Source organism: Fibrella aestuarina BUZ 2 (assembly GCF_000331105.1).
Lineage (GTDB): Bacteria > Bacteroidota > Bacteroidia > Cytophagales > Spirosomataceae > Fibrella > Fibrella aestuarina.
Window position 1 is genome coordinate 5131025 of sequence record NC_020054.1, and the last position, 19878, is coordinate 5150902.

The window sequence follows — 19878 nt, forward strand, 5'->3', positions numbered from 1 at the left end:
TGCAGCTTCAAGTCAATATGGTGCTGCCCGTCCGGGCGATACAGGCACCCGTTGATTTATACAGATGAGGGGAGAGACCAGGCTCTGCGAACCTCAGGCAACCTACCCATTGGCAAGGTGCTACATCCTGCCCACAGCATGGTGCTGCTGGGAGATATAAACCAACATACCGACATGCTCACGCACTGCTGCCGACGAATGCCCCAACCGGGCTACTGATCCGTCACCTCCCGTCTGTTGCTCCCGAAGGAGTCACCAGCGCCGCCGCGTACGCCGATTGTCAGGCGCTACACGCTCATTTCCTTTTTCTTTTCACGTATAGCAGTATCCGTATGAACTCACAACCCAGATTTGAAACCCTGCAACTGCACGCAGGGCAGGAAATCGACGCGGTCACGCACTCGCGGGCCGTCCCTCTTTACCAAACCACAGCCTACCAGTTCAACGACTCGGCCCACGGAGCCCGGCTCTTTGCGCTGCAGGAGTTTGGCAACATTTACACCCGCCTGATGAACCCCACCACCGACGTGTTCGAGAAGCGCGTGGCGGCGCTGGAAGGCGGGGTGGCCGCGCTGGCCACGGCCTCGGGCCACTCGGCGCAGTTTCTGGCAATCAACAACATCACAACGGTTGGCGACAACTTCGTAACCACGTCGTTTCTGTACGGTGGCTCTTACAACCAATTCAAGAATTCGTTTAAGAACATCGGCGTGGAAGCCCGCTTTGCCAATGGGGACGATCCGGCCAGTTTTGAACCGCTGATTGATGATCGTACCAAGGCCATTTATCTCGAAACGATCGGTAACCCCAGCTTCAGCATTCCCGATTTCGAGGCGTTTGCCGCGCTCGCCAACAAATACGACCTCCCGCTGATCGTCGACAATACGTTCGGGGCGGGTGGGGCGATCTGCGCGCCCATCAAACATGGGGCGCACATTCTGGTCGAATCGGCCACGAAATGGATCGGTGGCCACGGCACCACCATGGGCGGCGTCATTGTCGATGCCGGTACGTACAACTGGGGCAATGGCAAATACCCGCAGTTTACCGAGCCGTCGCCCAGCTACCACGGGCTGGTGCTCAACGACGTATTCGGTTTTGGTGGCCCCTTCGGCAACATCCAGTTTATCATCCGCGCCCGGGTCGAAGGCCTGCGCGACTGGGGGCCGTCGCAAAGCCCGTTCAACAGCTGGCTGCTGATTCAGGGGCTGGAAACGCTGTCGCTCCGGGCTGAACGTACCTGCGAAAATGCGCTGGCGCTGGCTCAGTGGCTTCAGGCGCAGGACGAGGTCGACTACGTGAATTACCCCGGTCTGCCCGACAGTCCTTATCACGCGTTGGCCCAGAAATACCTCACGCGCGGCGCGGGTGGCGTGTTATCGTTCAAGCTGAAAGCCGGCCGCGAAGCCGGTGATCAGGTGGTCAACTCGCTGAAGATGGTGAGCCATCTGGCCAACGTCGGCGACGCCAAAACGCTGATTATCCACCCGGCAAGCACCACCCACTCCCAGCTTTCGACCGACGACCAGACAGCGGCGGGCGTTGAACCGGGCCTGTTGCGCGTTTCGGTTGGCATTGAACACATTGACGATATCAAAGCCGACTTCGCGCAGGCCTTCGCCAGCGTGAAGGACGCCGTTTCCGTATAGTTTGTCGGTTGCCGTTTATCGGTTGACGTTGAGTCGCCGCTTGCTTGGCGCAACGTCAACCGATAAACGGCAACCGACAAACTGCAATTTTTCTTCCCTTGCAGTACTTCGACTATAAATTTTCGTATTCGTTAGAATTGGGCGACACCCTGCCGGGTTTTCGGCTGGGCTACACCACCCGCGGCACACTCAATGCGGATGGCAGCAACGTCGTCTGGATTTGCCACGCCCTCACCGGTAACGCCGACCCCGGCGATTGGTGGAGCGGGCTGGTGGGGCCGGGCAAGTTCTACGATCCCGCGCAGTATTTCATCGTGTGCGCCAATGTACTCGGAGGCTGCTACGGCTCAACGGGCCCCTTATCGGAAAACCCGCTGACTGGCAAACCGTATTTTCATGAGTTTCCCACGCTGACGATCCGCGACATGGTGGGGGCGCTGGATTTGCTCCGGCAAGAGCTGGGCATCGAGCGCATCCACACCTGCGTGGGTGGTTCGGTGGGTGGGCAGCAGGCCGTTGAATGGGCCATCATGCAACCCAAACTCATCCAGAACCTGATCCTGATTGCGACCAACGCCGTGTTTTCTCCCTGGGGTATTGCCTTCAACGAAGCGCAGCGCATGGCCCTGCAAGCCGATCCCACCTGGGCCGACAACGTACCTGACGCGGGGCAGGCGGGCCTGAAAGCGGCCCGGTCGATGGCGCTTATCTCCTACCGAACCTACGAAACCTACGCCTTCACGCAGGCGCTCGACAACAACGAGCAAACGGATAATTACAAGGCAGCCGGCTATCAGCAATACCAGGGCGAAAAACTGGTAAGCCGCTTCAATGCCTTTACCTACTGGCTCCTGACCAAAGCCATGGATTCACACAACGTGGGCCGTAACCGGGGGAGTATTCTCAACGCGCTGGGCCTGATCGAAGCGCGTACGCTGGTGGTCGGTATTCATTCCGACATTCTGTTTCCACCGTCGGAACAGCAGTTTATGGCGCGCCACATTCCCAACGCCGTGTACGAAGAAATCAAGTCGCTCTACGGCCACGACGGCTTCCTGATCGAGTTCAAACCCCTCGCCCAGATCATCCGCAAGTGGATGAGTTAACCTGCTTCCTAGGTCAGTGTCAGGTACGTCTGTCAGTGCAAAAGCGCACCCATTCGTTGCCTAAAAAGAGCGATTCGGCAGACTAGGTAGCAAAGAGTATTCAACCTGACGCTTATCGTATACCCGATACAGCGAAGGTTTTGCAATAGCCACCCTAAAGCGACAACCCTTTCTTGATCGAGCCATCCTTCTTGAATGTGATATGGGTGTTGTTACCCCCTCCGTTCCCTGCTGCGACATTTCTTATATACGCCTGCATTTTCGGGTTACCTGCTTTATCAAGAATAGGCTGACCGTTTGAGTCCAGCATCGGTACTGTTTGAGGAGGAACGGGTAAAGGGGGAAGAATGGTGGCGTATCTTGCTACTATTGTCTGCAAACAGGTTGCTTCAGCTTTACTAAGTGTATCCTCGCTTTGATTGAGATTGTAGCGTAGCACTAATCTATTGGCTACGATTGTCCAACCTACGGGCGCTAGGCAGTCCGTGCAATGGCCCCAAAAGGGGGCTATGAATTAGTACTGCTTCCAATTGGTTTGCGCCCATACTTGCCAGTTGATCTGGCCGTCTGTGTCAATCCATTCAGATAAATGAATCAGCCCTGAATCTGGTTTCAAAAACCCTGTTGCTTTACACTCGCGAATAAAGCGTTTTAAGACATTTATTTGTTTTCTATCTTGAAAATCAAGCCGGGAACAGGGTTGTGCCATCGCTTGCCCCCCCCCCCAAAAGGAAAGCAGAATAACGATTACTGGACGCATCATACAATGTCTAGATAAGCCGACAGGCACTTACGTTAGCCAACGTACAAAATTTTATGGTAAGTACTCTGTACTACCTGTCTCCTGAAATGTAGCGAATGACCGCCTGTTCGCCGTTCAAAAGGGGAAATTTCTGAGAATTGAGAATTTAAGTCTATCTTACTTAAGGTGGCGTAGAGTCGTTAATCTGTTGGATAACGATACAAAAATATGACTAAGGTTTTACGAGGCTTGATCACAGCGATTTTGTTTGCCTCCTCAAGTGTAGCTCAAGCCCAGAATAGAAGCGTAACTCATATTTTGAGTCGACTTAATCAAGCCGTATTAACATTCAATGCGGGTCAATTTACTTTTCACGATAAGGCGAGTAAGCTCATAACCGACGATAACTCGTCCTACAAGGAACACACCAGTCGCTGCTTCTTCAAACGAAATACTAACGATTCCCTTATAGGCTATCAGTTGTCTTTATTTCGAGCCGATGGCTATCAGCAAATTTATGATGGTACTCATCTGTTTACAGTTTATAGCCAAATCTTGGAAGTAACCCCCAAACGAACTTACCCCCGGCAAATCAAACAATTATTGGGGGGCTTGACGGGCCCTCTTTATCTAATTAACACCAACCGCATTCTTCAGTATTTCAATCAACCCACCACGAATCAACACCTGCAATTTATTGGTCTGACCCACTTTATGGATCAGGAATGCTATCAGTTAAAGTTTGTCGATTCTCTAAATCGCAATCGACGTTCTGAAGTTGATTATTATGTGTCTACTCACTCGTATCTGCCTCTACGAACGGTTACTAGACTGACATCACTTGTCGGGAAAGTCAAAGAAACTACCATCTTTGACTACTCGGTCACGGATGTAAAAGCGAACGTAGCCGTAGCAAATCCCTTCAGCCGAGCTATGTTGACCGACTACCGGATTGAAAAAAACTATAACCTGGCTGAGGAACAAGCTAATGACGAGTTATTACCAATCGGTTCAAAAGCGCCGACCTGGCGACTGCCTTTGATAGGCGGTAAGACATTATCCTTAGAGGCATTAAAAGGGAAGATTATCATTCTTGACTTTTGGTTCAAAGCCTGCGCTCCTTGTCAAAAGCAGATGCTTTCGTTACAAGCCCTGCATGAAAGATATAGCGCTGATAAGGTGATGATTGTAGGAATCAACACAATTGATGATCCCATAAAAGACAAGTTAGCTTCATTTTTAAGGAATCGACTTATCACGATGCGTAGCGTCTATCAAGGTCATTCGATCCAGTCACTCTATAAAGTATATGGCTCACCTGCCTTATTCGTAATTGATAAACAAGGGACTATCGTTTATACCAAGAGTGGCTATTCCAACAGCTTAATCGAGGATATAGACCGGGTTCTTGTCAAACAACTGAGCCAGTGATGTTGACTACTTTTTAACTTAGAAAAGCGGAGTGGCAAAATAGCACCGCGCTAACTCTACTTTTGTTCTAGCTAGGTAATGGTAAATCAGCATCTTCACTGCCATCTCTGATTGATCGAGATAACGCTTTATCGTCGAACGATGAATGATCGTTCTCTCTATAAACAGTTGGTCCGCCGTTACGGAAACCCCGCCAGGTAACGTACCTGAGTGAGCCTCCGCAATGGCGGACCAACTTTATACTACAAACTGTTTAGCCCAGCGTCCGTTCGCGGCGGAGGACTTCGTCGATTAGGCCGTATTCTTTAGCTTCTTCGGCGCGCATCCACTTGTCGCGGTCAGAGTCTTTCTCGATTTGCTCAATCGTTTTGCCTGAGTGATCGGCCAGAATCTGGTAAAGCTCTTCACGCAGCTTCACGATCTCACGCGCGGTAATTTCGATATCGACCGACTGGCCCTGCGCGCCACCCGACGGCTGGTGAATCATCACCCGGGCGTGGGGCAGCGCCGAGCGCTTGCCAGCCGCACCACCCGCCAGCAACACGGCACCCATTGAGGCCGCCAGACTGGTGCAGACCGTGGCCACGTCGGGGCGCACATACTGCATGGTGTCGTAAATGCCCAGACCGGCATACACCGAGCCACCGGGGCTATTGATATACATCAGAATATCCTTGCGCGGATCGGCTGACTCGAGAAAGAGCAACTGCGCTACAATGATGTTGGCAATGTTGTCATCGACGCCCATCCCCATGAAGATGATCCGATCGGCCATCAGCCGCGAAAACACGTCGACCTCCCGGAAGTTCATCGGCCGTTCTTCAATCACGGACCGCGTCATGTTATCGACTGTGTGTCGTACATAGCCATCAACCGTCAGGCCATTGAGACCCATGTGGTGGACGGCAAATTTGCGAAATTCGTCTCCGTACTGCATATTTTTGTTAAAGGTGTCCTCTGTTCACTAGCCTCTGCCGCTTCACTACGTCAGGAAACCCACCCGACCGAAACCACTGAGGCCCATGAACCGTGGACTGTGAACACAATTTTAACTAATGTCAGAACCGGTAAGTTTCAAAACTTATCCGCTACAAAGTTGCGTTCTTAGAGGCAAGAAACCCTGTCATTTTTTCTTGAGATTTGCTCAGTTTTGCTTGATATGAAGCCCCTCAACGCTCCCACCCCTGCCGGCGAACGCATCCGGCTCGCCCGTCTGCAACGCGGTCTGTCGCAGGAGAACATGGCCGACTTGCTCAATCTGTCCACCACGGCCTACGGCGACATTGAGCGCGGCAAAACCGAACTGACCCTCAGTCGGCTAGGCCAGATCGCCCAGGTGCTGGGTACGTCGGTGGTGGCCCTGATCAGCGACGAACCAGTGGCCCTGGAGCCCACCGTGCTGGCCCCCAACGAAGTAGAACAACTCCGCAATACGGTTGAGAAGCAGGAGGTCGAGATCGAGAAGCTCCGGCTGGAGGTCGATCATTACAAACGCCGCTACGACGAGCGCCTCGCCCTCGAACTGCTGCGGGCTGTAACGAGCCAGCAACCTGAGCGCGAGCGCATTGGCTTTTAATGAGTTCGATTCTATCAAACTGAAAAGGCCGGATGAGTTACCCCATCCGGCCTTTTCAGTTTGATAGAATCGATTACTGCGCGTTGGCGCGGTCGCGGAACTCGTCGAGCGTGATCGTCTGATCAACCACCGTCAGTTGTGATTTGATATAGTCGATTACTTTATCGTCGAACACGCGGTTGAACGTGGTGGTGTAGTTTTGACCGTTGTTCTTTTCGTCCATCAGGTAGTTCCGGGCAATTTTATCGACGGTCTCTTTCATCTCATCGCCCATGTCACCCGCAAAACCGAACTGATCGCGCACCATCTGCCGGGTCGAGTCCATCACTTCTTCGAAGTTGACGTCGATGTTGGCCTGCTCGGCTACTTTGTTCTTGATGAGTTGCAGCTTGGCCGACTTCGTGAAATCGGGGTACTGCTCCTCGATCTGCTCCGGCGTAAATTTGCCTTCGTTGACCGTCAGCAGCCAGTTTTTCAGGAACTCGTCGGGCAGGCTGATGAGGATATTCTCAAGCAGCGCGTCTTCGATATCGCGGCGCAGCAGGTTGTCCGACTCACGGGCGTAGTTCTGCCCCATGATCTCGCGCACTTTCGTGCGGAACTCGGTTTCGTCGGATACGGCGCCCACGCCCAGCACCTTATCAAAGAACTCCTGGTTCAGTTCGGCGGGTTCGTGGCGGGTGATGTCTTCGATCGTGAAGGTGAAGTCGCCCGTCAGGTTGCCGGTTTCTTCTTTCTTCACGCCCGTTGCCAGCGCCCGGTCTTTCTCATCGGGGAAGGCAGTGGCCATGTCGAACGTCACGGTTTCGCCTTTGGCTTTGCCGATGAACGTACCCAGCACGTCGGCCGCGATTTTGTTGAGAGGCAGCGCTGTTTTAGTCTCGAAGGGTTCTGCGCCTTCGGGGGCAGTCAGCTGCTTCAGTTCACCATAAACGGTGTCACCTTCAGCGATGGCGTCGGCGTGGGTGTGCGCGTGAAACTGCTTACGGAGGTTTTCGATCGTTTCGTCCACTTCCTTATCGCCCGCCTCAATCGTGTAGTGGTTCACGCTGCCCAAGGTCGCCAGATCCACGTCGAAGTCTGACGCCAGCCCCAGCTCGTAGCTGAATTTGTAGTCGTCCTGGTTATCCCAGTCGATCGCGTCGGCTTCTTCACGGTTGGGCATGGGGTCGCCCACGACCTGCAATTTATTCTCGCGGATGTAGCTCGAGAGGCTCTTGTTCAGGAGGTTGTTGATCTCGTCAACCAAAATGCCTTTGCCATACATCTTCCGCACCACGGCGGCGGGTACGTGACCGGGGCGGAACCCCTTCAGCGACACCTGCTTACCATATTGCTTCAGTTTCTTATCGACTTCGGGCCGATAATCTTCGGGCTTAAGCGTAATAATCAGCGATGCATTGGTTTCGCTGGTTTTGTCAAGAACTATATCCACGATTCAGACTGGTTTAAAATGATAAAGAGTGAAAGAGCGAAAGAATGAAAGAGTGGTGCCTGTTACGAATCACTCTTTCACTCTTTCATTCCTTCACTCTTTGAAAGCACTTGTACGGGCGGAGGGACTCGAACCCCCATGCCTTGCGGCACCAGATCCTAAGTCTGGCACGTCTACCAATTTCGCCACGCCCGCAGGACCTATTTTTCGGCCTGCAAAAGTAGTTAAAAAACTAGACCCACCAAAGCATTTCGCTTTTTTGTGTGATCAATTACCTGCTTTTGCACTCAACAGCTGCATTAGCATCACCACACTACTCGCTTCGTAAGATTGGATTGGCCCCGTTGGGCAGGGCGCCTGGTAATCGCGGTGGGTCAGGTCGCGGGATCGATCGCGGTTTTGCCAGCCCAGATGTGCATTCTGCCTGAGCCAGGGCAGGTAGTGCCGCTGCCCGTAAGTGGTAGCCAGGGGCACCATGTATTGGGCAAAAATAGCTTTCAGCACGCCCTGTTCGTTGAAATCGCCCTCGGCCGGTAAGATGCCGTTGCGGCTCATACGATCGCGGGTGTAGTCGGCAGCCAGTTTGGCGTCGATCAGGTACGTCTCGTCGTGGGTGATGGCGTAAAGCCCGGTAGCGGCCCCGATGCAGGTGCCCTGGTTGTAGGTGTAATCTTCGTAGCCGGGTCGGCCCTTCCCGATTTTGTGGTCGGCCACACGCCCGCTCATCGGCTCAAACAGGTTGGCCCGCGCCCAGGCGTAGACGCGTTTAGCCTTGCCCAGGTACGTGGTGTCGTTCGTCAGGTCATACAGGCGCAGGGCAGCAATGACGGTGGGGTAATTGATGCAGGCGTTTTTGCCGCTATGCTTGAAATCCCAGAACATGCCCCCGTCGACCGGGTCATATGAGCCCTCCCAAACGTGGTTGAACCCCGAAATGGCCCGTTGCAGGTACGTTGGGTTGCGGGTTAGTTTGTGAGCGCGGGCAAAGGCCATCACCCACCACATCATGTCGTCGTAGATAAACCAGACCTTGTGGTTCGTCCAGTCGTACTGGGCATACTGCCTGCCGTTGCCTTCGTATACATCGGTGATGCGTTGGCGTTGCGCCGGGTCCTGGGTGCGTTCATAAACGTCCATGGCCATATCCCAATAGATGGCCTGCGTCCAGATGGCCGCTACGCCCTCGCGTTGGGTGGTGCCGTAATAGAGCTTGGCGTCGGGGTTATAAAAAGCCTGGTCGAACGCCGCATAGGCCCGGTCTGCGTCGGCCGGAGTGGGGTTGGGCTGTGCCCACGCCCAGCCGGGCAGGGTAAGCAGCAGGCAGGTAAGGAAGCCAAAGCGAAGTGCCATCGTGTTGGGGCAAAAAGCGGTCGATACGCCTGGTAAAGCAGCCCACGGCACAAATTGCCCCTCGCGCAGGAAATCCATCGCTTTCGCACTTTTTCCGACCTAAGCGTACCCACATTTTGTTTTAATAGTGTACCTTGAGTAACGTGTACAACGACACCACCTTTTTGAAACAACCCTGATGAATGCGACCGCTGCTCCCGTAATTGATCTTGAACAGGAACGACAGGAGATCCTGAAACGATACCGCCGATTGCTCCGGGCGGCAAAGCCTTATCTGAAAGATAATGATGCCAAGCTGATCAAGAAGGCGTTTAACACCTCGGCCGAAGCCCACAAAAACATGCGGCGGCGGTCGGGCGAGCCTTACATCTACCACCCGCTGGCGGTGGCGCAGATTGCCGTGGAAGAAATTGGGCTGGGCACCACCTCCATCGTAGCCGCGCTGCTGCACGACGTGGTGGAGGATACCGACACGACGATTGCCGACATCGAACGGGCGTTTGGTGAGAAAGTGGCCCGGATCATCGACGGCCTGACCAAGATTTCGGGCATTTTCGAATATGGCAGCTCGCAGCAGGCTGAGAACTTCCGCAAAATGCTGCTGACGCTCTCCGACGACGTGCGGGTGATTCTGATCAAACTGGCCGACCGACTGCACAACATGCGGACGCTCGACTCGATGCCCCGCGACAAACAGCTCAAGATTGCGTCGGAGACGATTTACATCTATGCCCCGCTGGCGCACCGGCTTGGTCTCAACGCCATCAAGTCGGAGCTGGAAGACCTGTACCTGAAATATGTGGAGCCGGAGGCGTACAAAGACGTCGCCAAGAAACTGCGCGAGACCAAAACCTCGCGGGATCGGTTCATCGGTACGTTCATCAAACCGATTGAAGATGACCTGATTGCGTCGGGCCTCCCCTACTACATCAAAGGGCGCCCCAAATCGATTTATTCAATCTGGAATAAGCTGAGCAAGTCGAAAAAGCCATTTGAAGAAATTTATGACCTGTTTGCGGTACGCATCATTCTGGGTGTGCCGCTGGAGCAGGAAAAGGCCGCCTGCTGGCGGGCGTATTCTATCGTAACGGATCATTATAAGCCCAACCCCGAGCGCCTGAAAGACTGGATCAGCACGCCCCGGGCCAATGGCTATGAGTCGCTGCACACCACGGTCATGAGCCGGTCGGGGCAGTGGGTGGAAGTGCAGATCCGGACCGACCGGATGAACGAGATCGCCGAGAAAGGCTACGCCGCGCACTGGAAGTATAAGGGCAACGACACCCGCACGGCGGCCGGCCTCGACTCGTGGATCGGTCAGGTACGTGAGATGCTCGAAACCACCGAGAAGGGGGAGAAAGGCGATAAAACCGCCGCCATCGAGTTTCTCGATGATTTCCGCAGCAACCTCTACAGCGAAGAGGTGTTCGTGTTTACGCCCAAAGGCGAGTTGAAAGTGCTACAGCGCGGGGCTACGGCCCTCGACTTTGCGTTTGACATCCACACGCAGATCGGCGCCAAATGCATGGCCGCGAAGGTCAACAATGTGCTGGTGCCGCTGAGCCACGTGTTGCAGAACGGCGATCAGGTGGAGGTTATCACCAGCAACAAGCAAAAGCCCAATGAAGACTGGCTGCGCTTTGTGGTGACCTCGAAGGCCAAGACCAAGATCAAAGACCTCATCAAAGAGGAGAAAAAACAATATATCTCCGACGGGAAGGACCTGATCAGCAAACGGTTGAAGATTCTCCGCATGGAGGTCACCAACGAGCTGACTAACCAGATTCGGGCGTATTTCGGCTCGAAAACCACCAGTGACCTGTATTACCGCTTCGGGAAAGGGCACATCGACGTTAAAGAGCTCAACAAGTTCAAGTCGGATAAGGAGGCTAAGGAAAATCGCGCCAACAAGCTCAATACCGATACCATTCAGGATGGCAAATCGCTGGGTAAAGAGCTGAAGAAAATCCATGGTGAACGCTCCGATGCCGACATGCTCCTCATTGGTGAGGACATGGACAAGATCGATTACACGCTGGCCAAATGCTGCAACCCGATCGCGGGCGACGATGTGTTTGGCTTCGTGACGGTCACCGACGGCATCAAGATCCACCGGGTAAGTTGCCCCAACGCGGTCGAGCTGATGTCGAACCACGGCAACCGGATTATCAAAGCCAAGTGGACCTCGCAACAGGAACTGGCGTTTCTGGCGGGCCTGCGCATCACCGGCACCGACCGGATGGGCCTGGTCAATGACGTAACGCGGGTGATCAGCAATGAGTTGAACATCAATATGCGCTCGGTAACCATTGATTCGCAGGATGGCATTTTTGAGGGCAATATCAAGTTATACGTGCATGACACCAGCCACCTGGAAACGCTGATGCGGAAGCTTGCTTCCGTCGATGGCGTCTTCGACGTGGTGCGGTTTGACTAAGCAGGCTCAAGGTCCAATCGTGGCGTCGCGGGACCAACCTCTGAGGTGACGGCCTCCGAGCGAAGCGACACTGCCCATTGGACCTTGGACCTCGAACTGTTACTTTTGCCTTATGCCAGCACCCAATCAAGCAAATATTGAATCGGCGAAGACGATTTTGCGCGCTTACCTCGAAAACAAGGGGCTACGCAAGACGCCGGAACGCTTTGCCATTCTGGAAGAGATTTACAACCGCGAAGATCATTTCGACGTCGACGAGCTGTATGTCTCGATGAAAAACAAAAACTACAGCGTCAGCCGGGCGACGGTCTACAATACACTCGACGTGCTGGTAGACTGCGACCTGGTTACGAAGCATCAGTTTGGTAAGAACCTGGCCCAGTACGAGAAATCGTATGGCTACCGGCAGCACGACCACCTGATTTGTACGGATTGCCACAAGGTGATGGAGTTTTGCGACCCGCGCGTGCAGAACATCCAGAATATGGTGGGCGACATGCTCAAGTTCGATGTCATGCACCACTCGCTGATCTTCTACGGAGCCTGCCGCCGCGACCCCTGCGAAAACCGGGACGAAGCTGCCCGCAACAAAGACCGGCAGGGTGAACCGGCTACGCAGGCTGAGGTATAACAGAATACGAGTTTCTTTTCAATGATTAGGGTCGTCGGCAAGGCGATCCATCTTTCAATTTTTCAATGATAGACGTTTTGTTAGGCCTCCAGTGGGGCGACGAGGGAAAAGGTAAGATCGTGGACGTTTTGGCGCCACAGTACCAGGTGGTAGCGCGTTTTCAGGGCGGCCCCAACGCCGGGCATACGCTCGAATTCGACGGTATCAAGCACGTGTTGCACCAGATACCGTCGGGTATTTTCCGGGCCGAAGCGCTCAATATTATCGGGAACGGGGTCGTGCTCGATCCAATCGTGTTTCGGAAGGAAATCGACGGGCTGGCGAAGTTCAACCTCGCGCTCACCCAAAACCTGATCATCTCGAAAAAAGCGTCGATCATCATTCCTACGCACCGGTTGCTCGATGCGGCTTATGAGCAGGCGAAAGGTGCGGCCAAAATTGGCTCGACGCTGCGCGGCATTGGCCCCACCTACCAGGACAAAGTAGCCCGGCAGGGGTTGCGCGTGGGTGATGTGCTGTCGCCCAATTTCCGGACGAAGTACGATACGCTCGTAGCCGCTCACAAAACGATTCTGGACTGGCACAATTTCGATTATGCCTCGGTTCTACCGGCGGCAGAAGACGACTTTTTCTCGGCCGTCGAGTTCCTGAAAACCTTTACCCTCACCGACAGCGAATACGAAGTCAACCAGGCTTTGCAGAACGGACAGAAAGTACTGGCTGAAGGAGCGCAGGGGTCGCTGCTCGACATCGACTTTGGCTCTTATCCGTTCGTGACGTCATCCAACACCATGACGGCTGGTGCCTGCACCGGGCTGGGCGTGGCGCCCCGGCAGATCGGTGAGGTATTCGGGATCTTCAAAGCCTATTGCACCCGCGTGGGCAGCGGCCCCTTCCCCACCGAACTGCACGAGGAAATCGGCGAGCGGATGCGGCAGGAAGGGCGCGAATTTGGGGCAACCACGGGGCGCCCGCGGCGGTGTGGCTGGCTCGATCTGCCTGCTCTGAAATACGCCATCATGCTGAACGGCGTTACGCAGCTGGTGATGATGAAAGTAGACGTGCTGAACATCTTCGACACGATCCGCGTCTGCACGCACTACCAACTGCCCGATGGTACGCTGACCGAGAAACTACCCTACGACCTGTGTGACACCGAGGTAACGCCCATTTACAAGGACTTCCCCGGCTGGCAAACGTCGCTCGACGGTATTCATACCTTCGACGCGATGCCTGCCGAACTGGCCAACTACGTCAGCTACCTCGAAAACGAACTGAATCTGCCCATCACGTTCGTGTCAACTGGCCCTGACCGCGAAGCCCTGGTGCACCGCGAAGCCGTAGGCGTATAGTACCGACTCCTTTCAGGTTTACGAAGGCGGGTTGCTCGTTGAGCTGGTTTCATAGCTACTCAATGAGCAACCCGTTCTCATTTCGCTGATCTAGCCTAAACCGACTTTGCTGCCATGCCATCCGCCATCCCTGTCTATAATCTACGCTCCTTTCCCCGCCATCAGTCCAGCGAGCTTTTTTACATGACTCGGCTGGAAAAACTGGTCAGCGAGTTCAAAAACATCGATCAGTCGCATTCGCACACTTTTTATCTGGTCATGTGGATTAATCAGGGCGGCGGCACCCACACCATCGATTTTAAAACCTATCCCATTCGGCCACATCAGCTTTATTTTTTGACGCCGGGACAGGTGCATAGCTGGCAGCTCGACACCAACACGACCGGGTTCAACCTGTTTTTCGAGCCTAACTTTTTTCGTAGCCAATGGGGCAACCGGCTTCACCAATACCCCTTCTACCATTCCCATCAACACCTGCCCTTGCTAGAAGTAACGCAGGCCGAAGACCGGTTCAACACGTTATTTTCCTACGCGTATCAGGAATATAGCGAGCAGCAACCGAATCGGGCCGATGTGTTTTTATCGTTTCTGCACCTCATCCTCGAATCGGCCAACCGCCTCTACGATCAGCAGCTACCCGGTGCCAACTCGCCTTATTACGATCGAATTCGCCAGTTTGAGGAGCTACTGGAAACGCAGTTTATTCAGGTACGTACCATCGGTGCCTACGCGGATCAGCTGGGGCTCACGCCCAACCACCTCAATCACATCTGCCAGAAGGTGCTGGGCAAAAAAGCGAGTCAATTGCTGCACGAGCGGATTTTGATTGAGGCTCAGCGGTTGCTGACGCATACGACTAAGTCGGTGCAGGAGGTCGGGTTTCAGCTTGGCTTCGATGATCCGTCGTATTTCGTTCGATTTTTCAGGAAGTATGCCGGCTGCACGCCGGCCGACTTTCGACATCAACAAGCAGTGAGCGAACATCGTTGATTTGTACCATAGCTGCCTTTGTTTCTACTGGCAGCCCCCACGGGCCAACCCTACCTTTGGTGCACCAAGAATGGCTGACCAGCACCTGGTAATCAGCCTGTTTGGCCACCAAAAAACGTACAGCTATGGCTTCCGATAGTCGATTTTACAGCGTTGTGTTCAATAAATGCCCCCGGTGTCATGAGGGCGATTTCTTTGTCGAACCAAGTGCGTTCAGCCGCCATTTCGATGACATGCACAGCCACTGCCCAAATTGCGGCGAAAACTACATGCCCGAACCCGGCTTTTATTGGGCGTCGATGTTTATCAGTTACGCCTTCTTTACCGCCTGGACGTTGATTACGTTTTTTGTCGCAGTCGTCTGGCTGAAGGTCGATCTGACTTACTACTTGATTGGGTTGGTCCCTACGCTCGTTTTGCTGACGCCCTATTTTTTCCGAATGGCCCGCCGAAGCTGGCTGACCCTTTTTGTCAGCCCAAAAGCCAAACGGATTTCGCTTTAGTAAACCCATGTACAGGTGTACAGGAAGGCAGCTGAGTCAGCTGCCTTTTGCGTGTGATAGTATCTGATGCTGAAGACGATGGTTAGTTTAGGTCTGGGTTTTTCGGGTGGTAACGGGGCTGGGCACGTTACCTAACAATCAAAAATGTTTCTTTACCTTCCAACGCTTTGGCTCAGGTACGTGTCCAGTGAGTAATCAACTCAGCCAGTTTATGCAAAACGTACGTGTTCTCTTTTTCCTATTTTGCCTCAGTAGCCTGCTTAGCTGCCATCAGGCCGTTACGCCACCCGATGCGTATACCACCGATCTGGTGCAGGCTAAAGTCTGGTTTCCTGGCCATTGGCGCCTGACAAAGATGTATACGATGGGCTCAGGTTCAGCAGTCCCGAATGTACAGCTTATCGTTACGGATGATCAGCAGATTAGGCTCGTCCGGGATGGCAAACAGACCGATTTGGTCAGCTACAAGATCAACGAAACGCCATACGACTTCCAACTCAAAACGACCGCCCAGCCCCGAGAGGACAACTGGTATCTGCGCGACCCGTCGTTGCGGATTGCGCCTAATCGCTTGTTTCTGGACACCGGCATGGCTGGCGATTTACCTGGTTTTCTCTTCGAGCGAATCAATCCCTGAGTTGTGGCGCCACAACAGTCGAATTTGAGGGTCTGGGTACGTTGCATGCGCGCCAATCCGCTACATTTGGCGATTCACTAGCGATACCCATGCGAGAAAACGCAACCAAAACGAAATTGCTCAATGGCCAAGCGGTGCTTGGCGTTATTTCTAACAGCTCGGACCCGACCATCGCCGAAATCTGCGGCTTCTCTGGCTTAGATTATTACCTCATCGACGGCGAACACAGCACCATCACCACGGCGCAGGTGCAGGAGATTGTGCGGGCCTGTGAGGTGAGCGGCATCACGCCGCTGGCCCGGATCCGCAGCAACGATCCCAAGCTGGTGTTGCAGTACCTCGACGCGGGCGTGATGGGTATCGTGATGCCGGGCGTTAAAACCGCTGATGATCTGGACGCGCTGATTGCGGCGGTCAAATACCCCCCGTTTGGCCAGCGTAATCTGGGGCCGGTGCGGGTTGCCGAGTACTTGCAGGGGAGCGTCAGTCAGGGCGATTATGTGCAGTATGCCAATGAGCAAACGCTGGTGATGCCGCAACTGGAAGATCAGGAAGCGGTTGCCAATCTCGACGAACTGCTGACCGTCGAAGGCGTCGATGGGTTTTTGATCAGCCCCCGCGACTTGGCCATGAGCATGGGCTATTACGACGGCCCCGGCCACGACGAGGTGAAGAAAACCATCGCTGGCGTTGTGGAGAAGATCAAAGCGGCGGGTAAGGTGGTCGGTACCACGGTGGCCAACGGCGATCAGGCGAGGGCGCTTATCGACCGGGGCGTCTTGTTCTGCCTCAACTCGGTAGCCGGTATGCTCAAAAACGCCACCAACGACTTTCTGAAAAAGTAAGCGATGCGAGATAGCACGCGGATGACATAGATTTTAGGGATGATCGCGGATGGATTCAGTCGAATGCCTGAAAAGAGAAAGCTGCGGCCGTCTTTAAAATCCGCTTCATCCGCGCGCCATCAACACCGCCGGTTGTTCGTCTAGCTAAAAACCCTTACTTTTGCGGTTCAAAATTCGAACCGACAATTAACGATATACTACAATGGGAGTTACCAAACTACTTCGGAAAGGCCGTAAAAACCGTGCCCGTTCTAACAACGCGACGGAAGCCATCAAGCAACTGCTGCGCAAGCCGATCATCAAAAACGTTGACGTAGAAGCGATCAAGGCCTCTTTTGCTGAAAAGAAAGCAGCTGCCTAAGCTAACATACATACGCTTTAAGTAGCCCCGTTGCCTTTTGGTGACGGGGCTTTTTTGTACCTCTTGAAATCCTTGCGTTGCCGCTTCAGCTCCTGCCGGATCAGTTGGCGTGTATCAAGCATAACGCGGAAACGGATAGCCGAGCCAAAAATCGAAATCCCCCCATTGACCAGTATCAGGCTATAGGTGCCTTTCAAAAACCAGCGCATAAACGGCGCGCCTGCGTGCATCTCGTAGCCGGCACCCACCAGCACGCACAACCCTGCTCCGATCAGCAAAAGACCCACCGGGGCCAGAATAAGCCACTTGGTACGGGCACTCATGCGTTTCACCAATCGTTGGCCGGGAGGCTTAGCGGGATTTGCCATAGCGAACTGTTGAGGTAGTATTATGGTAGTATTAACTCGTTACTATTTCAGGTGTTTAGCTTCGTTTTCCTCATTTACCATACCAGCCTATCCATTCCCCCAAAAAACCCAGTCCGTAGGCTGATAACTGCGTGAACGACGCCGCCACGCTGAGCACCCCCACGCGTAGGCTTCGTTCCTGTCGGGTAGCGTCGGCCAGCACCAGACCGGCAAATAGCCCGTACGCACCCAGCCCTAAACCGGCCAACGCAGGCCACAGTAGTGCAAACAGCGGTAAACTTAGCCAGCCCAGCGTAAATACCACCGGAAAGAGGTGCACGATTTTGACCGGAATGCCATATTGCCGGTTAAGCTGCACCCGCGTGCGACCAAACTGAATAATCTGCCGAAAAAAAGCCCCTAACGTACCCCGTCGTTTGTGGTACACAAAAGCGCCGGGAATGAGGCCCACGCGGTAGCCGAGCCGGAGCAGGCGCGTGCTCAGTTCCATGTCCTCCCCCATGTCGCGCTTGGCAAATCCGCCTGTTTCGGCAAACACCCGCCGCGACAGGCCCATGTTGAACGAGCGGGGTATAAACGTCCCGCCCGCATTCTGAGTTTTTCCGCGAATACCACCCGTGGTGAACACCGACGTCATGGCGTAGCTGATGGCTTTCTGGGTGGCCGAAAAATCCGGACTCGCCGCGTCGGGGCCGCCGTAGGCATCGAGTGGCGTATGTGCCAGGTACGTTTGCACGGCGGCAAAGTACCCCGGTGGGATCACGGCGTCGGAGTCGAACACGACGAAATAATCGCCATTGGCCCGCTCAAATCCATAGTTGCGGGAGAAGCCCTGCCCCGTGTTGGGTTTTTCGAAGTAACGTACCTGAAGCCGGTCCTGATACGCCGCCACCACCCCATCGGCTTTCACCGTCGACCCATCTTCCACCACCAGCACCTCAAAATTGGTCACGGTTTGCCGGGTCAGGCTGTCCAGCAGGTCAGCCAGTTCGTCGGGGCGGTTATAAACGGGAATGATGACGGAGAAAAACATGCAGGAGTAGTGATGAGTGATGAATGAGAAACGATGAGTGTGCCATGACCTTCAGTCTCTTGCCCCGGCTCACTCATCGTTCATCATTGATCACTCATCCTTCATTACTGCCTTAAGGCTTTCTTCGTTGGCAGCAATCACCTGTTCGATCAGGTCGTCGGTGAGGGCGGTCGAAACAAACAGGCTTTCGTATTGCGCCGGAGCCAGGTACACGCCGCGTTCCAGCATCGCGTGGAAATAACGGCCAAAGCGGGGGATGTCGGAGGTCTTGGCCGAAGTCAGGTCGGTAACGGGCTTGTCGGTTATAAAGAGCGTGAACATCGACCCAATCTGGTTGACGGTGTAGTTCAGCCCCAGCTTGGCCGCGCTGTCCCGGAAGCCATCGCCCAGCCGTTTACCGATCGTGTCGAGGCGCTCATATACCTCCGGATGCTCGTTCAGGTACGTGAGCATGGCCAGCCCCGCCGACATGGCAATGGGGTTGCCCGACAACGTACCGGCCTGATAAACCGGCCCGGCGGGCGACACCATGTTCATGATGTCGGTACGGCCACCGTAGGCGCCAACGGGCATACCGCCACCGATGATCTTACCCATCGTGGTCAGGTCGGGCAGGATGCCGAACCGTTCCTGCGCACCGCCTTTGGCCAGTCGAAAGCCCGTCATCACCTCGTCGAAAATGAGTACGATGCCGTGTTTGGTGCACAGGTCGCGAATGCCTTGCAGAAAACCGGGGTCGGGCAATACGCAGCCCATATTCCCCACCACCGGTTCCAGAATCAGGCAGGCGATCTGGTTGGGGTTGGCGTCGATGAGCGTTTCCACGGCCGCCAGGTTATTATACGGTGCCGTGAGCGTATCGTGGGCGGTGGCTTTCGTCACGCCGGGGCTATCGGGCGTGCCCATTGTCATGGCGCCGCTGCCCGCCGCAATCAGAAACGAATCGCCGTGGCCGTGGTAGCAGCCTTCAAACTTGATGATCTTATCGCGGCCCGTGAACCCACGCGCCACCCGAATCGCGGCCATCGTGGCTTCGGTGCCCGAATTGACCATCCGCACCTTCTCGACCGACGGCACCATGCTGACGATCAGCTCGGCCATCTCGACCTCTTTGCGGGTGGGTGCGCCAAACGAAAACGAGTACTGAATGGCATCGCGCACGGCCCGCTCGACCGGCTCAAACGCGTGGCCCAGAATCATAGGGCCCCACGAGTTAATGAGTTCGATGTACTGGCGGTCGTCTTCGTCGGTCAGGTACGCGCCCTTGGCCGATTTAATAAACAGCGGTGTTCCGCCTACCGCCCGAAACGCCCGTACGGGTGAATTGACCCCGCCGGGGATCAGCGTTTTTGCTTTCTCGAAAAGTTGTTCGCTCGTCATAAAGTGAAAGAGCGAAAACGTGAATGCGTGAACGAGCGAAAGCGGCTCGGTC

19 protein-coding genes, 1 tRNA gene and 1 riboswitch are annotated in these 19878 nt (G+C 54.5%); of the genes, 11 read left to right on the forward strand and 9 right to left on the reverse strand.

All coding sequences use genetic code 11. The features are described from left to right. The first annotated feature begins 53 nt into the window (after positions 1-53). Positions 54-163, forward strand: a riboswitch (SAM riboswitch). A gap of 169 nt (positions 164-332) precedes the next feature. Beyond that, positions 333-1649 carry an O-acetylhomoserine aminocarboxypropyltransferase/cysteine synthase family protein gene (locus FAES_RS21355; protein WP_015333263.1) on the forward strand — a complete coding sequence of 439 codons (1317 nt, stop codon included), beginning with the start codon at positions 333-335 and terminating at the stop codon, positions 1647-1649. Positions 1650-1747: 98 nt separating this feature from the next. Continuing rightward, positions 1748-2755, forward strand: a complete 1008-nt coding sequence (locus tag FAES_RS21360; RefSeq protein WP_148289427.1) for a homoserine O-acetyltransferase family protein — start codon at positions 1748-1750, stop codon at positions 2753-2755. A 514-nt stretch (positions 2756-3269) separates the two neighbouring features. On the opposite strand, the gene FAES_RS21365 is transcribed toward FAES_RS21360, so the two are convergent. Next, positions 3270-3518: a hypothetical protein gene (locus FAES_RS21365; protein WP_041258274.1), complete on the reverse strand. Its 249-nt coding sequence runs from the start codon at positions 3516-3518 to the stop codon at positions 3270-3272. Between the two features lie 207 nt (positions 3519-3725). Between FAES_RS21365 and FAES_RS21370 the strand changes: the two genes are divergently transcribed. Then, complete coding sequence (locus FAES_RS21370) at positions 3726-4928, forward strand: TlpA family protein disulfide reductase (RefSeq protein WP_015333265.1); 1203 nt, start codon at positions 3726-3728, stop codon at positions 4926-4928. A 253-nt stretch (positions 4929-5181) separates the two neighbouring features. On the opposite strand, the gene FAES_RS21375 is transcribed toward FAES_RS21370, so the two are convergent. Beyond that, positions 5182-5865, reverse strand: a complete 684-nt coding sequence (locus tag FAES_RS21375) for a ClpP family protease (RefSeq protein ID WP_015333266.1) — start codon at positions 5863-5865, stop codon at positions 5182-5184. 222 nt (positions 5866-6087) lie between these two features. On the opposite strand from FAES_RS21375, the gene FAES_RS21380 reads away from it, so the two are divergent. Next, positions 6088-6504: a helix-turn-helix domain-containing protein gene (locus tag FAES_RS21380; RefSeq protein ID WP_015333267.1), complete on the forward strand. Its 417-nt coding sequence runs from the start codon at positions 6088-6090 to the stop codon at positions 6502-6504. 73 nt (positions 6505-6577) lie between these two features. Here FAES_RS21380 and tig read toward each other — a convergent pair whose 3' ends face one another. The 3 genes from tig to FAES_RS21395 form a co-directional block, all read right to left on the reverse strand. After that, positions 6578-7939, reverse strand: coding sequence for a trigger factor (tig, locus tag FAES_RS21385; protein ID WP_015333268.1), 1362 nt, complete (start codon positions 7937-7939; stop codon positions 6578-6580). A gap of 113 nt (positions 7940-8052) precedes the next feature. Next, a tRNA-Leu gene (locus FAES_RS21390) sits at positions 8053-8134 on the reverse strand. 72 nt (positions 8135-8206) lie between these two features. Next, on the reverse strand, positions 8207-9367 hold the full coding sequence (locus FAES_RS21395) for a glycoside hydrolase family 76 protein (RefSeq protein WP_015333269.1): 1161 nt from the start codon (positions 9365-9367) through the stop codon (positions 8207-8209). A 100-nt stretch (positions 9368-9467) separates the two neighbouring features. Here FAES_RS21395 and FAES_RS21400 point away from each other — a divergent pair, with 100 nt between their 5' ends. The 4 genes from FAES_RS21400 (at position 9468) to FAES_RS21415 (ending at position 14699) form a co-directional block, all read left to right on the forward strand. Continuing rightward, positions 9468-11726, forward strand: coding sequence for a RelA/SpoT family protein (locus tag FAES_RS21400; protein ID WP_015333270.1), 2259 nt, complete (start codon positions 9468-9470; stop codon positions 11724-11726). Positions 11727-11838: 112 nt separating this feature from the next. Next, a complete protein-coding gene (locus FAES_RS21405) occupies positions 11839-12357 on the forward strand; it encodes a Fur family transcriptional regulator (RefSeq protein WP_015333271.1) in 519 nt (172 codons plus the stop codon). A gap of 65 nt (positions 12358-12422) precedes the next feature. Continuing rightward, positions 12423-13709: an adenylosuccinate synthase gene (locus tag FAES_RS21410; protein WP_015333272.1), complete on the forward strand. Its 1287-nt coding sequence runs from the start codon at positions 12423-12425 to the stop codon at positions 13707-13709. Positions 13710-13823: 114 nt separating this feature from the next. After that, positions 13824-14699 carry a helix-turn-helix domain-containing protein gene (locus FAES_RS21415; protein WP_015333273.1) on the forward strand — a complete coding sequence of 292 codons (876 nt, stop codon included), beginning with the start codon at positions 13824-13826 and terminating at the stop codon, positions 14697-14699. A gap of 92 nt (positions 14700-14791) precedes the next feature. On the opposite strand, the gene FAES_RS30870 is transcribed toward FAES_RS21415, so the two are convergent. After that, positions 14792-15211, reverse strand: a complete 420-nt coding sequence (locus FAES_RS30870) for a hypothetical protein (protein WP_445451869.1) — start codon at positions 15209-15211, stop codon at positions 14792-14794. A 202-nt stretch (positions 15212-15413) separates the two neighbouring features. Between FAES_RS30870 and FAES_RS21425 the strand changes: the two genes are divergently transcribed. From FAES_RS21425 to FAES_RS30520, 3 genes are all read left to right on the forward strand, one after another. Beyond that, positions 15414-15839: a hypothetical protein gene (locus FAES_RS21425; protein WP_015333275.1), complete on the forward strand. Its 426-nt coding sequence runs from the start codon at positions 15414-15416 to the stop codon at positions 15837-15839. A gap of 89 nt (positions 15840-15928) precedes the next feature. Then, positions 15929-16684 carry an HpcH/HpaI aldolase family protein gene (locus tag FAES_RS21430; RefSeq protein ID WP_015333276.1) on the forward strand — a complete coding sequence of 252 codons (756 nt, stop codon included), beginning with the start codon at positions 15929-15931 and terminating at the stop codon, positions 16682-16684. 202 nt (positions 16685-16886) lie between these two features. Next, a complete protein-coding gene (locus FAES_RS30520; RefSeq protein WP_015333277.1) occupies positions 16887-17045 on the forward strand; it encodes a hypothetical protein in 159 nt (52 codons plus the stop codon). A gap of 17 nt (positions 17046-17062) precedes the next feature. Here FAES_RS30520 and FAES_RS21435 read toward each other — a convergent pair whose 3' ends face one another. The 3 genes from FAES_RS21435 to hemL all read right to left on the reverse strand — a co-directional run bounded on the left by FAES_RS21435 (position 17063) and on the right by hemL (position 19826). Further along, entirely contained in the window at positions 17063-17413 is a 351-nt protein-coding gene (locus tag FAES_RS21435; protein ID WP_041258276.1) for a hypothetical protein, read from the reverse strand. Positions 17414-17483: 70 nt separating this feature from the next. Beyond that, the gene (locus tag FAES_RS21440) at positions 17484-18446 is read right to left on the reverse strand and encodes a glycosyltransferase family 2 protein (RefSeq protein ID WP_015333279.1); all 963 of its coding nucleotides are present in this window, start codon (positions 18444-18446) and stop codon (positions 17484-17486) included. Positions 18447-18536: 90 nt separating this feature from the next. Then, positions 18537-19826 (reverse strand): glutamate-1-semialdehyde 2,1-aminomutase, encoded by a 1290-nt coding sequence (hemL, locus tag FAES_RS21445; RefSeq protein WP_041259295.1) that lies wholly within the window; start codon positions 19824-19826, stop codon positions 18537-18539. Between the last annotated feature and the right edge of the window lie 52 nt (positions 19827-19878).

Bases quoted from the DNA above. Each gene is read 5' to 3' on its own strand.
- FAES_RS21355 (WP_015333263.1), top strand. From the start codon at position 333: ATGAACTCACAACCCAGATTTGAAACCCTGCAACTGCACGCAGGGCAG.
- FAES_RS21365 (WP_041258274.1), bottom strand. From the start codon at position 3,518: ATGATGCGTCCAGTAATCGTTATTCTGCTTTCCTTTTGGGGGGGGGGG.
- FAES_RS21370 (WP_015333265.1), top strand. From the start codon at position 3,726: ATGACTAAGGTTTTACGAGGCTTGATCACAGCGATTTTGTTTGCCTCC.
- FAES_RS21375 (WP_015333266.1), bottom strand. From the start codon at position 5,865: ATGCAGTACGGAGACGAATTTCGCAAATTTGCCGTCCACCACATGGGT.
- FAES_RS21380 (WP_015333267.1), top strand. From the start codon at position 6,088: ATGAAGCCCCTCAACGCTCCCACCCCTGCCGGCGAACGCATCCGGCTC.
- FAES_RS21395 (WP_015333269.1), bottom strand. From the start codon at position 9,367: ATGGATTTCCTGCGCGAGGGGCAATTTGTGCCGTGGGCTGCTTTACCA.
- FAES_RS21400 (WP_015333270.1), top strand. From the start codon at position 9,468: ATGAATGCGACCGCTGCTCCCGTAATTGATCTTGAACAGGAACGACAG.
- FAES_RS21405 (WP_015333271.1), top strand. From the start codon at position 11,839: ATGCCAGCACCCAATCAAGCAAATATTGAATCGGCGAAGACGATTTTG.
- FAES_RS21410 (WP_015333272.1), top strand. From the start codon at position 12,423: ATGATAGACGTTTTGTTAGGCCTCCAGTGGGGCGACGAGGGAAAAGGT.
- FAES_RS21415 (WP_015333273.1), top strand. From the start codon at position 13,824: ATGCCATCCGCCATCCCTGTCTATAATCTACGCTCCTTTCCCCGCCAT.
- FAES_RS30870 (WP_445451869.1), bottom strand. From the start codon at position 15,211: ATGGGTTTACTAAAGCGAAATCCGTTTGGCTTTTGGGCTGACAAAAAG.
- FAES_RS21425 (WP_015333275.1), top strand. From the start codon at position 15,414: ATGCAAAACGTACGTGTTCTCTTTTTCCTATTTTGCCTCAGTAGCCTG.
- FAES_RS21430 (WP_015333276.1), top strand. From the start codon at position 15,929: ATGCGAGAAAACGCAACCAAAACGAAATTGCTCAATGGCCAAGCGGTG.
- FAES_RS30520 (WP_015333277.1), top strand. From the start codon at position 16,887: ATGGGAGTTACCAAACTACTTCGGAAAGGCCGTAAAAACCGTGCCCGT.
- FAES_RS21435 (WP_041258276.1), bottom strand. From the start codon at position 17,413: ATGGCAAATCCCGCTAAGCCTCCCGGCCAACGATTGGTGAAACGCATG.
- FAES_RS21440 (WP_015333279.1), bottom strand. From the start codon at position 18,446: ATGTTTTTCTCCGTCATCATTCCCGTTTATAACCGCCCCGACGAACTG.
- hemL (WP_041259295.1), bottom strand. From the start codon at position 19,826: ATGACGAGCGAACAACTTTTCGAGAAAGCAAAAACGCTGATCCCCGGC.